Consider the following 12,981-nt stretch of genomic DNA (forward strand, 5'->3'; position numbering starts at 1 on the left):
AAGTGTTAGCAGTAACTGCAACACCTTGGTTTGAAAAGATTGAAAAATAACAACAAGTGAAATCGGGTTTGAAAATGAATAATTTGGAAAAAATTAGAGCCACTAATCCGGAATTGAACATTATTAATATTAATAGTGATGAATTTCGCGATTATGGCGTGGTTTATGATGAATTTGATTTGGATGAAATTAATCGATACATGGATAGCATGCCGATTCCAGCGGAAAACGTGTACGTTCCCAAAAATCCAGAAATTGAAAAAATGTCGATCATTGAACAGTTAAGTCATGATGTGTTTGGTGGCATGGAACTTTCAGCCGGACAATGCGCGGGACATTGCGATGCGTTTTCGGCGATTGAATTTCACCAAGGTAGCGAGGTGAACATTACATTCACCGATGTCATCATGGTTTTGGGCAAACGTCGTGATTTACATGGATATGAATTTAATGCTGAGGAACATACGCAATTGTTTTATGTTCCGAAGGGGACGGTTTTTGAAATGTTTAGTGACACGATTCACTACAGTCCAATTGATGTTGATCCAGCTGGTTTTAAAGCATTGGTGGTTGTATTAAACGGTACGAATGAACCCCTCCCTAGTTCATTTGAATCGAACAATAAAATGCTTGTAAAAAAGAATAAATTCCAATTAGCACATAAATCACGTGAAGATAAGGTTCAAGCGGGAATTTTACCCGGCGTAAAAGGCAAATTAATTCAGGTGAAACCGATTCGTTAAGGAGGTTTTTATAATGGCATGTACAGTTGATGAAGATAAGCTCACAAAAGAAGAAAAAGAAGCAATTGAACGCGAAGAACAACTTCATAGTGAAATGATCAAGCGCCAACTGGAAGAATTTCCGGTAAAGGATCCGTTTTAAAAAACAGAAGTGTGGATAAAGTCGGGAGCCACCGAGGATNGTAGCAAGCGGAAAAGTCCGGGTTGGGGACTTGGACGATTGATGGGTTAACAGGAGGAGGCTGACCTTAGGAATTAAAAAATAATAGAAACTACGGCGAAAATTTTTCACCGTAGTTTTTTGTTTGATCAGAGTTTATGTTGATTTTTAGTATTTTCGCATAGTAAGAATCTAGGTTTAGCGACCCGTCATCATCCTAATTATAAAGAAAAAATAATGAAATCAATAAGTTTGTTTATGAAGGAAAATAAAAAGCGTAAAAATATATGTGTATTTAAAATTCATTTAGAGGCTCCTACACGGACAAAGGCTACTGTACAGAAACGTTGTGAAACGCCAATGTATAGGACAGAAAATGTCGATTTGAAGGCATTTTCCCAAGTAGCTAAACTGGCAGCAGTTTTACGCCGTGTAGTGCTGAACAGACACACCGGGGCCGTGTTAATCATGGTCCTTTTTTCAGTTTAGAGCCTCTTTTCATAGAAAAGAGGGGATTAATTTTGAAGAATGAATACAAAATTATAGCGGATACTTCCGTGGACGAGGTGCTCGGAGAATACGAGACCGCCTTGATGGGAATTTCTCAGGCAGAGGCGATTGAGCGAAGGAAGCTTTATGGCTTAAACGAGTTGAAGCGCAACACAAAAAAACCGTGGTGGGTTCAACTATTTCAGGCGTTTGTCACGCCGTTCACGATTGTTTTGACTTGTTTAGCAATCATATCTTTCTTTTTAGATTACCAGCTCGCAAGTCCGAGTGACAAGGATCTGACGGGGACGTTGATCATCGTTGTGATGGTGGTTGCTAGTGGGATAATGATACTCATTCAGTCGGTTAAATCGAGCAATGCGGTGGATAAATTGCGTTCTTTGGTAAAATCGACAACCAATATCATTCGGGAAAATTTCCAAGAAAAGATGGATTCAGCGGATGTGGTGCCAGGTGACATTATTAAATTGAGCGCCGGTGATATGGTTCCGGCGGATTTAAGAATTGTCCAAGCACGTGATTTACTGATTTCGCAAGCGGCCTTGACGGGTGAAAGCTATCCCGTCGAAAAAAGGGCGGAAACAGTCATGAATTGTAACGACGTTGAATCGGTTACAGACTGTGACACGCTGGCTTTTATGGGAAGCAACGTTGTCAGTGGAACTGCGCTAGGCGTGGTGATTACCACTGGGACGAACACCGAACTCGGAAGTATTTCTGAAAAGCTGAAGGATAAAAAGGTAGTTAAAACGGATTTTGATACAGGGATTAGTCAAACCTCGTGGTTGCTAATCCGATTCATGCTAGTAATGGCACCGATTGTAATTGTGATAACTGGCCTGACGAAAGGCAACTGGCTGGATGCGGTAATGTTTGGTTTATCAACGGCCGTTGGTTTGACGCCAGAAATGCTGCCGGTAATTGTCACCACTAATCTGGTTAAAGGCGCCGTCAGCATGGCAAAGAAGGACACAATCGTAAAAGATATTAATTCCATTCAGAATTTTGGTAGTATGGACATCCTTTGTACGGATAAGACGGGGACCCTAACCCAAGATGATATTAGCCTTAAATACTATTACGATATTGACGGAAATGACGATGATACTGTTCTAAAATACGCGTATTTAAATAGTTTCTATCAAACAGGTCTGGATAATCTTTTGGATAAAGCAATCGTTAAAACGGCAAAGGAAAAAATTGCCGTGGACAGTCTGGGATACACTAAAGTTGATGAACTTCCTTTTGACTTCACCCGTAGACGGATGAGTACGGTTGTTCAAGACGAAGACGGTATCAAAAAGCTGGTAACGAAAGGGGCAATGGAAGAAATTACCTCCGTTTCCAATCAAATTTTAGTTAATGGACAAATTCAGGAACTATCCAATGCCTATCAGGCACGTCTTAAGCAATTGGTAGAGAACTTAAATCAAAAAGGATTGCGCGTTTTGGGGCTAGCAATTCGGGAATTCACCGAAGACGGGAAAAGAAAATTAACGACCAAGGATGAAACAGAAATGATTTTTATTGGTTGTTTAGTATTTTTGGACCCACCCAAGGCATCGGCCGCAGAGGCGATTTCAGCACTACATGAGCGTGGAACACGAGTCAAAATTTTAACCGGTGACAACGAACAAGTAACCAAGACGGTGTGCCAAAGTATTGGATTTAATCCAAACGAAATTGTGGCTGGGGATGATTTTGTCGCGATGGAAGCTGAGGAAAAAATGAAGTGCGTGGAAGCTAACGACGTTTTTGTTAAAATCACGCCGGATCAGAAAGCAGAAATTGTCCGCATGCTTCACGATTGTGGTCATGTTGTCGGCTTCTTAGGGGACGGAATCAACGATACTTTGGCGATGCAAAATGCGGACGTGGGAATTTCGGTTGATACTGCGGTAGACATTGCTAAGGAATCCTCATCGATCATCCTTTTGAAAAAAGACTTACGAATTTTAGAACAGGGTGTAGTGATTGGACGTCAAACGTTTGGCAATATTATGAAATACATTAAAATCACCTGTTCTTCAAACTTTGGAAATGTTTTTTCGGTTTTAATTGCGAGTGCATTCCTACCATTTTTGCCAATGCAACCAATTCAATTATTGTTACTAAATTTAATTTATGATTTGTCTTGCTTGTCAATTTCGTGGGATCGAATGGATAACTCATATTTATTTGAACCTAAACGGTGGGATTCGAAATCGACCGGAAAATTCATGTTTTATTTTGGATCGACGAGTTCAATCTTTGATGTTGTTACATTTTTAATGATGTTTTGGATGATTTGTCCACAAATTGTCGGACTATTTTATTCATCTGCATATGGAGTAGATAAGCAATTATTTGTTCAATTATTTAATGCAGGCTGGTTTGTTGAATCACTTTGGACACAGACATTTGTTCTACACGCTTTACGGACCGAAAAGATCCCGTTTATACAAAGTCGAGCTTCATGGATTTTAACGGGGGTAACAACTTTTGCGGTATTTGTTGGCTCAATTATCCCGTACACCGCTTTTGGAAAAGGGCTGGGACTAGTCGCGTTACCGCTGAACTATTGGCCATTATTAATTGTTATTATGGGATTATATTTAGGCCTAGTGACCGTCATAAAACATCAATACGTCCGCCGATTCGGTGATTTACTTTAAGTGAAGTATTCGTTTTTAAATTTTAACCCAAGGTAACTAAAAAAGTTGGTCAACTTCTTTGCCATCAATATCAACGTGTTAGTCACATGCTGTTGATGACGGTGGGTTAAGAAGTTAACCAGCTTTTTCTCAATGTTAAATTTAATTTAGATTAAAGTACGAGTTTGGCCTTTTTCCTAATTTGTTCAAATAAATCCTGAGGCATTTGTTCGACGAATTTCCAACTTCTTTTAGTGTAATCAAAAGACTTAATTTGTTCAGCATAGGCGGTGCCAGCAATTTTAGTGCGACCATCCAAGGCAACGTGCAGTGGGTAATGCGGACCATCATATGTCCCGTGGGAAATAGGGACTACCCAAATAAAGCGCGTGGTTTCCATTAAAAGTTCGTTGCTGATGACCACTGCGGGGCGGCGTTTTTCGATTTCGGCGCCAATGGCTGGGTCAAAATCGATATAGATAATGGACCCAGTTGTTGGTTTTTCTACCATAGTTCATCACCGACCGGTTTAATACCGTCCCATTCTGTTAAGTCGTTTGGATAGTGGTAGGGGCCTTCCCAGTCCTTCAATAGGTCTTCCATCGTGTCGGGGACGAAGTTAGTTGGAGTGAGCGTGATGATGCCATGCTCATTAATCTTGGCTTCAAAAATGGTACCAGATTTAATTTCAAAGTTTTTAGGTAACGGAATGACGATTTGTCCGTTTTGAAGTTCACTTTTGACGATCATAGCGAGTCCTCCTTCGTGTAGATGCTATAGTCAGATTTATTATAACACCCCCTTAATTAATTTGGGTGGTGGATGATAGCTGGACGTCAAGGATGCTTATGCCTAGCTTATAAAGATTGTTCAATTAAAATTGGTACTTTTAGGTATGAATCAACAAATGAAGTTAATCGCTCAATGGAAATTTTTGGGTATCGAACTTTTTTCGATGCTGCTGATATAATGTAAGTTGAGTAGAAAGAGAAAAGAGGCTAAATTTTGAATTCAAAAAAGAGGACCTGGGTGACAGTGGGAATGATTGCATCAGTGATTTTGATCGGATCGATGATGCGTTCGCCGATAACGACAATTCCGTTGATGATTGGCGACTTGGCCCGACAACTAGGAACATCAACGGGAAGTTTGGGAATTTTAACCACGTTACCATTGGTAATGTTCATGCTTTTTTCTAATTTTGCATCGACGGTTTTAAAACGATTGGGTTTTAAACGGTCGCTGATGTTAACTTTAATAATTTTATTATTAGGCTCATTATTTCGATTGATAGTGACGATGCCAACGATCCTTTTGGGGACGATTTTAATCGGCACGGCAATTGCCTATTTAAACGTATTTATGCCATCGTTTGTTTCGGCGTATTTTCCACAACGAATTGGAACATATACAACCTTGTATACCTTTTCGATGATGTTTGGTAGCTCAATTTTCAATTTGATTACTGCCCCGATTATTGCGATTAGTGGGTGGTGGTCGATGCTAGTAGTTTTAGTTGGAATTCCATTGGCCGCACTAGTTGTCTGGATTTTAACGATTAAATGGGTACCAGAAGAGATGAAAACTAGTGTGGAAGCACCAATTCGGAAAGAAAAGGGTTCTAAAATATGGTCGAATAAACGGGCATGGCCTTTTCTATTTACTTTCGGTTGTCAATCGGTAATTATGTACACAATTACGGCATGGATGCCGCCGTTGATGAAGTTTCATCACGTTAATCCAGGGATGGTTGGTATAATTATGGCCCTTTTTTCTTTGATGGGACTACCAGTATCCATCATCTTGCCGCAATTATTGACAAAGTTAAATCGAGTTAGTGAAATTGTATTAATTTTATCTGGCGGAATCGCTGGGCTAATCGCGGCTGGAATGCTGTTTGTTCAAAATACCTCGGCAACTTGGTTTTGGATGCTAGAGATTTTATTGATTGGCTATACGGTGAATCTGCTATTTATTTTTGTAATGACAATGTTTGCCATCAAGACGACGGACCCATATCAAACGGCGCGGTTGTCTGGGATGGCACAGGCTGGAGGATATTTCATTTCGGCTCTGGGGCCAACCCTTTACGGAATTGCGTTTTCAAGCAATCCAACGGGGATGACTCAAAACATGGTTTACATGGGATTGGTAATGTTGGGAACAATCATGGCAATAATGATTGTGCGAATTGAAGATGTTTAGAAAGTGATATCTGTAATCGAGGATACAATTAAATTTTAAAAATACTTAGGGAACCATGACATGCTGAACTTGTCATGATTCCCTATTTTTACACTGAGTTTACATAAACTTAGTTGGAAATCCATGTTTGAATCTGTTTCCAGTTTCGCCGATTAATTAGTATTCGACTAACTTCAAAATCTTGATGGTCGCTATTACCGATGATTTCCTGAGAAAGATTGAAGTAGGCGGTAACTTCGGGAGTGCTATTTAAAAATTTTGCATTTTGGGGGTGGATATTACCGTAGGGAGCGGCAAAATAATTGGCTTTAATTCCCAGATGTTTTTGTAGTTTATTCTGGGAAACGGCGTAGTCTTTTTTAAAATCTAAATTAAAACGTGCAATTTTCCCCACGGCAACGTCGTTAATTAAATAATGCATATCGTGAGTATGCAGGCCAATTGTCAGTAATCCGCTATTCTGCATCTCTCTCAAGTGATCCCAACTAGCCATTTTCGAATCAACAACGTACTTGTCGGTTCGACTGGTAATGATAAAACTAGAAAAAGGAATTTTATATTTTTTTAGAACAGGATAGGCGTTTTTGTAGGCACTGTCAGCCATATCATCAAAAGTAATTGCAACATATTTCCCTTTGATTTTTTCAGGATTACGGGCTAGATTTTCCGCCTCGGCTAAAGTTATAAATTTAATATTAGCCTTTTTTAATTCTAAAATTTGATTTTTAAATTCTTGCGTAGTGATGTTGTAATCGTGAAGTTGGTTATTGTTAGTTACCTTTTTAACGGTCCGAAGTGTTAACGAGTCGTTGAGAACTCGATGATAATTTAAAATTGCCAGACCGTTTTTCTTGTTAGTTTCAACCGCGGCAATTGCAAATTTAGGGTTATTAGCAGGCTTACTGTGTAAGTCATCTTTTCCGATTGAAATACCTAAGAAAACTAGAAATATGGTGAAACCGATTGCAATTAGAAAACGCTTTAGACTATGCATCTCTTTTACCTCCCGTAAAATTAAGGAACGATAAACGTGCGATGGCTACTAAAAAGATTAAGGATAAGGCGATGCTGACGTTAAAGATTAACTCATTGGATGTCGTAAACTCGATGTTAAACAAATTGTATAGGGGAGCCAAATGATCGTTAATAATTCCCCAGTCAAATAAAACGTTGAGTGCGATTAGAAAGAAAATGAAACTCCAGAGGGCGGTTAGTAAAGTTAGATGAATTATTTTGGCGACAAGTGATGTATGATATTTAATTTTCACCTGCATTAGAAGATACCTCCTTGTTATTAATAATTCGTTGAGGTGAGACCCATTTTCCATTGTTATCGGGCATGTAAACCATTTTGAATACGGACGTGATCAATGCGTATAAGTTAATAGTCCAGTAGTAAAAGAGGTAGAGGGGGATGTACAGATAAATAAACCAACGAATTTGTGAGGTTTTTTGATTAATTTTTAAACCAACCAAGAATTGAATTAATCCCATAAGAATGATATTTCCATCGAGATGCAATTCTTGCGCGAGATAAATATTAACAAAAAAGAAAACGATTGAAAAAACGGTCGTGAATGACCAGAAGATGCTTAAAATCATTTCATAAAGTAGTAGAGATTTCATTTGAAATGGTTTTAGAAGCTGGATTTTATTGCTCAGCAGCATCTGTAACCCGCCGTATGCCCAACGTCGACGCTGTTTTAAAAGGGATCTAAAAGTCGATGGGACTAAAATCCAGGTAAGTGCTTTGGGATTATAGCCGACCGAAAAGCCCTTCTGCGAGAGTCGCCAGGTAATATCGATGTCCTCGGTTTGAACATTTGGATTCCAGCCGTTGATTGAGAGAACGGCGTCCTTGCGAAACATAGCAATGACTCCGGAAATTGTTAAAATGTTGCCAGTAAAGAAGGTTTGGGAACGTTTAATGAGGTCAATAATCGCGGTATATTCCATCGATTGCATTTTTTCAACTAACTTATCGCGATTAATTACTTGAGGTCGGCCGGTGACACCGCCCATTTGAGGATTTTGCTTTAGAGAAAAGACCAGCTGATCGATCGCATTGGAATCAATAATGGAATCGGCATCAATTCCTAGAACGTAGTTAAATTGGGCATGCTGAATGCCCGCATTCATTGCGGTCGCTTTTCCGAAGTTTTCTGGTTGCGAGACGATTTTAACGTTAAAACGGGGGTATTTTTGCCGTAAATTATGCATGATGCTTAAGGTATGGTCGGTTGAGGCATCATCGATTAAGATGATTTCAATGTTTTTGTGTTGCTGGGTGACTAAAGACTCAAAAGTGCGTTCTAAATGCTCTTGTTCATTAAAACAGGGGACGAGAATACTGACCCCATCGGGTTGTTCATCAACAAAAGGTGGATATCTTCTATGCGTTTGCATCTGATAAAAAATAGATCCAATAATCCAAAACATTGTCATTATTAATGGATATAAAATGATCAGATTGGTAAACATAATAATGCTCCCTTCTAAATAATCGGTTTCAAACGGGTATGCACTTCAATGAGGGTAGTATAGCAATAAAATTTGTTTATGTCATCAATTATGCTTACTATAACTTATTTTATGAAAATATAAATATTTGTTGGATTTTAGAAGGAATCATTAAAAAAATTGGTAGAAATAATAGTATTAAAAGTCAAGAAGATGGTTATATTTTCAATTAACGACTGATAAAGTCAAAGTTTATAAAAACTAATGATTGATTTTTTAGAACAATTTAATTCGATTTGTACATAATTAGTTTTATGAAGAGTTTATTGATCGAAGTATTATTTTTCAGTCCTAATTACATATGAATCCAATAATACGCGTGATATTACTTGAAGTGGTAGCCTCGAATGAACCTCAAAAGCTGGGAAATAAGTTGTTTCCGACTTATAACCACAAAGTTCGATTGAAGCAAATTCACCAATTGCACTTTTGGAGTTGGTTGTTATCAAAATAATGGGAACTTTATTTTGATTTACTTTAGCAGCGGCCTCCACGAGTTCAGGAGTTTCACCATTTAGAGAAATAATAATTACCAGATTGCCTGAACGAATTCTAGCAGATAAGGTTCGAATAATATTAGGATCGTCGCTAAGCTGACAGTTTTTGTTTAGAAGCTGGAGTTTAACCAAAAATTCTTCGGCAATCAATTCGGAAAATCCGCGCGCAAAGATATAAATTGTTTTTGCGCGCTTGATCTGTTGTACCGAACTTTCAATGTCTGGAATATGAATCATTTTGATAGTATTAGTAACTTCGTGTTCATTTTTTAGAATGGCGCTCCTAATATCACTATCTGTACGGTCGAGGTTTGTAAAGTCACTTTTTGCTTGAACTTCAGTTGTATCATGCTTAAAGTCACTATACCCTTGATATCCCTTTTTACGCAGAGTACGAACAATCGTTGCGGTTGAAACGTTTGCCTTTTCTCCAAGTTCGACAATAGACAGCGTTGGTATAATTTCTAAATTATCTTGAATGAATTTCCAGGCAAACGATTCTGTAGAACTTAATTTATTTTTATCGATCAAGACAGGCACCACCTTTATTGTAAATTCTTTTTCAACAATAACATATAAAAAGTGAATTTTGAAAACATTTTCATTCTTACGATATATAGAATTAATGGTGTAAGAAAGAGGTGCTGAAAAATGATATACACTTGTACATTGAATCCAGCGATTGATTTATTTATTGAAACCGATCATCTTAAACCAGAAGTAGTAAATCGAACTAATGGTTATGATATTCAGGCTAATGGAAAAGGTGTAAATGTTTCCTTTATTTTAAAGATGCTAGATGTTAATAACACTGCAATTGGGATTGGCGGTGGTTTTACAAATACCTTTATTGAAGAAACTCTTAGAAACAAGGGAATTGAAAATGAATTTGTACATACCGATCAGCCGACTAGAATAAATGTTTTTACTCGCGTTTTGGATGAAAACGTTGAGTATAAGGAGGTCAATAGCGGACCTTTAGTAACAGACAAACAAGTTGAACAATTTAAAAAAATTATTGACACGCTTACTAAAGACGACATATTAGTAATTTCTGGAAGTTTTTCTAGGGGGATTGACCCAGACATTTTGGTTGAAATTGCTAAGAAATCTAAGATTAACGGATTTGAACTAATTATTGATACTAATTATGAGGCTGTTTTGGGAACGTTACCATATCAGCCGAAGCTTTTAAAACCAAACGATGAGGAGTTAAAAAAGTGGTTTGGACCAAATCAGAAACAAACGCTTGATTATTGGATCAAGTGCTGTAAAGAGCTAATAAAAAAGGGCGCACAAAACGTATTGCTATCTCTAGGCGACAAGGGAGCATTATTTGTGAATAAAGATATCATTTTGGTGGGAAATGCTCCCCATGGAAAAGTTGTTAATACAGCATGTTCTGGGGATACCATGTTAGGGACATTTATTGCAGGAATGCAAAAAAATAAGTCTTTAGAAGAAAATTTAAGGTACAGCATTGCCGCAGGAAGTTCAACTGCTTTTACTGCCGGACTGACGGATTTTTCAAATGTCGATGAGTTAAGTAAGCAAATTAGTATAAAGACAATTGAAGGAGGAGATTAAAATGGCAAAATATAAAATTATTGCAGCTACAGGATGTCCAACAGGAATTGCACACACATACATGGCACAAGAAGCGTTAGAGCAAGCCGCTAAAAAACAAGGCGTTTCGATTAAAGTTGAGACACATGGTCAGAGCGGAACCGATAATCCATTTACTCCAGAGGAAATTAGAGAGGCGGATGGTGTAATTATTGCGGCTGATAAGGATGTTGATATCGATCGATTTGATGGTAAAAGATTAATCAACGTATCAGTTACCAAGGGAATGAAAGAGCCAGGCAAACTAATAAATAGTATTTTACATGATAAAGTACCCGTTTATCATAGTGATGGATCTCGTAGCGAAGAAGAAAATCACGAGGAAGCAAGCGGTTCATTTTGGCACAATATCTATGTGTACTTGATGAATGGTGTTTCACATATGCTGCCACTGGTCGTAGCCGGAGGTGTTTTAATCGCAATTTCATTTTTCTGGGGTATTAATTCTGCGGATCCTAAAAGTGATCAATTTAATTCTTTTGCACAATTATTGAACACTATTGGTGGGTTTGCGATGAATTTAATGGTTCCTGTACTTTGTGCTTACATTGCTGAAGCTATAGGGAAACGTTCAGGACTGGTTGTTGGATTTGCAACGGGGATGATTGCATATACAAACGGAACGGGATTTTTAGGTGGAATTGTTGGTGGATTTCTCGCTGGCTATACCGTTTTGTTATTGCAACACCTATTTAAAAAGCTTCCAAAATCATTGGACGGATTAAAGCAAATTTTCCTGTTCCCGGTGATTGGTGTGTTTATTTCAGGAGCAATAATGTGGTATATGTCGGTTCCAATGAAAGATATCAATACTGGAATGATGTCCTTTTTGAAAGGAATGGAGAATTCTAGTCCACTGGTACTGGGTCTGATTATTGGAATTATGTGTGCTTCAGATATGGGTGGTCCAATTAATAAGGCAGCATATTTGACCGGTACAGCACTTCTTGCTCAAGGAAACTACTTCTTTATGGCGGGAGTTTCAGCCGCATGTATTGCACCACCATTGGCAACTGGGTTTTCGGTATTATTCAATCGAAAAGCATATTCGGAAAATGAACGTAGTGCAGGATATGTTAACTTTTTGTTAGGATCAACGCATATTACGGAGGGAGCAATTCCATTTGCGGCAAAGAATCCGTTAATTAATATTCCGATTTTTATGTTGGGATCCTCAATTGCGGCAATCCTAACGTACATGACGCGTATAAGCGTTCCGGCTCCACATGGTGGATTTATCGTCCTACCGCTTGTGAATAAACCGCTGTTATGGATGATTTTTATCGTAATTGGAGCTCTTGTATCTGGCTTTCTACTTTCAGTAGCAGATGGACACCATGCTCGTAAAGAAGAGGTAGCTATTAGCGATGGTGTTCCAGTTGATGATGACATGGAAAATAAAGTAGAGCAAGGTGCTGCATCAAATGCACTAGATGATATTTTAACCGAAGGAAATATCAAAATTGATGTGGACGTAAATTCACGAGATGAGCTTCTGCATTACTTAGCCGATTTGGCACTGACAAATGGGTATAGTAGTGATGCAAATGCAGTTTATGAAAAATATTTGGCTAGAGAAGCAGCTGGGTCAACGGGGATGGAAAAGGGAATTGCTATTCCCCATGCGCAAGACAGCTCCATTAACCGCTCAGCAATGATCGTTTTAAAATTGAAACAACCAATTGAATGGAAAACGTTTGATGGGAAACAGGTTGATACGATTATTTCGTTTTTAATTCCAGAAAATGATAATGGAAATCATTTAACATACTTATCATCAGCTTCAAAACTGCTAATGCATGAGGAGTTTGTTAACGAATTAAAGAAAGCGCAAACACCGTTGGAAATACTGAATCTATTCAATAAGTAACCCGTTACAGAAAACGCTTCCTGAAAGCGCTTGACATACTGGTACCAACCAGTTAGAATATTCATTGTTGAGTGGTACCAACCAGTAAGAGAATAAGAGGAGATATTTAACATGGAAAATGGTAAATTACGTGGAATCAAAGCACTATCAGATGAAAACGGAGTAATCAGCGCATTGGCAATTGACCAACGTGGTTCATTGAAAAAGATGATCGGCG

The 12,981-nt window shown here is 38.3% G+C and carries 12 protein-coding genes, 1 pseudogene and 1 riboswitch; of the genes and pseudogenes, 7 read left to right on the plus strand and 6 right to left on the minus strand.

What is annotated here, in order from left to right:
* Window positions 1-74 precede the first annotated feature (74 nt).
* The 3 genes from IV81_RS08490 to mgtA all read left to right on the plus strand — a co-directional run bounded on the left by IV81_RS08490 (window position 75) and on the right by mgtA (window position 4,067).
* The gene (locus IV81_RS08490; RefSeq protein WP_057804210.1) at window positions 75-743 is read left to right on the plus strand and encodes a DUF4867 family protein; all 669 of its coding nucleotides are present in this window, start codon (window positions 75-77) and stop codon (window positions 741-743) included.
* Window positions 744-756: 13 nt separating this feature from the next.
* Window positions 757-885, plus strand: a complete 129-nt coding sequence (locus tag IV81_RS09610; RefSeq protein ID WP_269083946.1) for a hypothetical protein — start codon at window positions 757-759, stop codon at window positions 883-885.
* Between the two features lie 327 nt (window positions 886-1,212).
* A riboswitch (M-box (ykoK) riboswitch) is annotated at window positions 1,213-1,346 on the plus strand.
* Between the two features lie 78 nt (window positions 1,347-1,424).
* A complete protein-coding gene (mgtA, locus tag IV81_RS08500; RefSeq protein WP_236696856.1) occupies window positions 1,425-4,067 on the plus strand; it encodes a magnesium-translocating P-type ATPase in 2,643 nt (880 codons plus the stop codon).
* A 151-nt stretch (window positions 4,068-4,218) separates the two neighbouring features.
* Here mgtA and IV81_RS08505 read toward each other — a convergent pair whose 3' ends face one another.
* Window positions 4,219-4,557, minus strand: a complete 339-nt coding sequence (locus tag IV81_RS08505) for a type II toxin-antitoxin system PemK/MazF family toxin (protein WP_057804215.1) — start codon at window positions 4,555-4,557, stop codon at window positions 4,219-4,221.
* A complete protein-coding gene (locus IV81_RS08510) occupies window positions 4,551-4,796 on the minus strand; it encodes a hypothetical protein (RefSeq protein WP_057804217.1) in 246 nt (81 codons plus the stop codon). The genes IV81_RS08505 and IV81_RS08510 overlap by 7 nt, the downstream gene beginning before the upstream one ends.
* A 279-nt stretch (window positions 4,797-5,075) precedes the next feature.
* Between IV81_RS08510 and IV81_RS08515 the strand changes: the two genes are divergently transcribed.
* Window positions 5,076-6,251, plus strand: coding sequence for an MFS transporter (locus IV81_RS08515; RefSeq protein ID WP_236696857.1), 1,176 nt, complete (start codon window positions 5,076-5,078; stop codon window positions 6,249-6,251).
* A 109-nt stretch (window positions 6,252-6,360) separates the two neighbouring features.
* Here IV81_RS08515 and IV81_RS08520 read toward each other — a convergent pair whose 3' ends face one another.
* From IV81_RS08520 to IV81_RS08535, 4 genes are all read right to left on the minus strand, one after another.
* Window positions 6,361-7,245, minus strand: coding sequence for a polysaccharide deacetylase family protein (locus tag IV81_RS08520; protein ID WP_057804221.1), 885 nt, complete (start codon window positions 7,243-7,245; stop codon window positions 6,361-6,363).
* Entirely contained in the window at window positions 7,238-7,525 is a 288-nt protein-coding gene (locus IV81_RS08525; protein ID WP_057804223.1) for a hypothetical protein, read from the minus strand. Before IV81_RS08525 ends, IV81_RS08520 begins: the two co-directional genes overlap by 8 nt.
* Window positions 7,509-8,732, minus strand: coding sequence for a glycosyltransferase family 2 protein (locus IV81_RS08530; protein WP_057804225.1), 1,224 nt, complete (start codon window positions 8,730-8,732; stop codon window positions 7,509-7,511). The genes IV81_RS08525 and IV81_RS08530 overlap by 17 nt, the downstream gene beginning before the upstream one ends.
* 317 nt (window positions 8,733-9,049) lie before the next feature.
* Window positions 9,050-9,796 carry a MurR/RpiR family transcriptional regulator gene (locus tag IV81_RS08535; protein WP_057804231.1) on the minus strand — a complete coding sequence of 249 codons (747 nt, stop codon included), beginning with the start codon at window positions 9,794-9,796 and terminating at the stop codon, window positions 9,050-9,052.
* A gap of 123 nt (window positions 9,797-9,919) precedes the next feature.
* On the opposite strand from IV81_RS08535, the gene pfkB reads away from it, so the two are divergent.
* The 3 genes and pseudogenes from pfkB to IV81_RS09320 form a co-directional block, all read left to right on the plus strand.
* Window positions 9,920-10,855: a 1-phosphofructokinase gene (gene pfkB, locus IV81_RS08540; RefSeq protein ID WP_057804227.1), complete on the plus strand. Its 936-nt coding sequence runs from the start codon at window positions 9,920-9,922 to the stop codon at window positions 10,853-10,855.
* Window position 10,856: 1 nt separating this feature from the next.
* Entirely contained in the window at window positions 10,857-12,764 is a 1,908-nt protein-coding gene (locus tag IV81_RS08545) for a fructose-specific PTS transporter subunit EIIC (protein ID WP_057804229.1), read from the plus strand.
* A gap of 111 nt (window positions 12,765-12,875) precedes the next feature.
* Window positions 12,876-12,981: pseudogene (locus tag IV81_RS09320) on the plus strand (tagatose-bisphosphate aldolase); the annotation flags it as partial.

The organism is Pediococcus stilesii, assembly GCF_001437075.1.
GTDB classification, from domain to species: domain Bacteria; phylum Bacillota; class Bacilli; order Lactobacillales; family Lactobacillaceae; genus Pediococcus; species Pediococcus stilesii.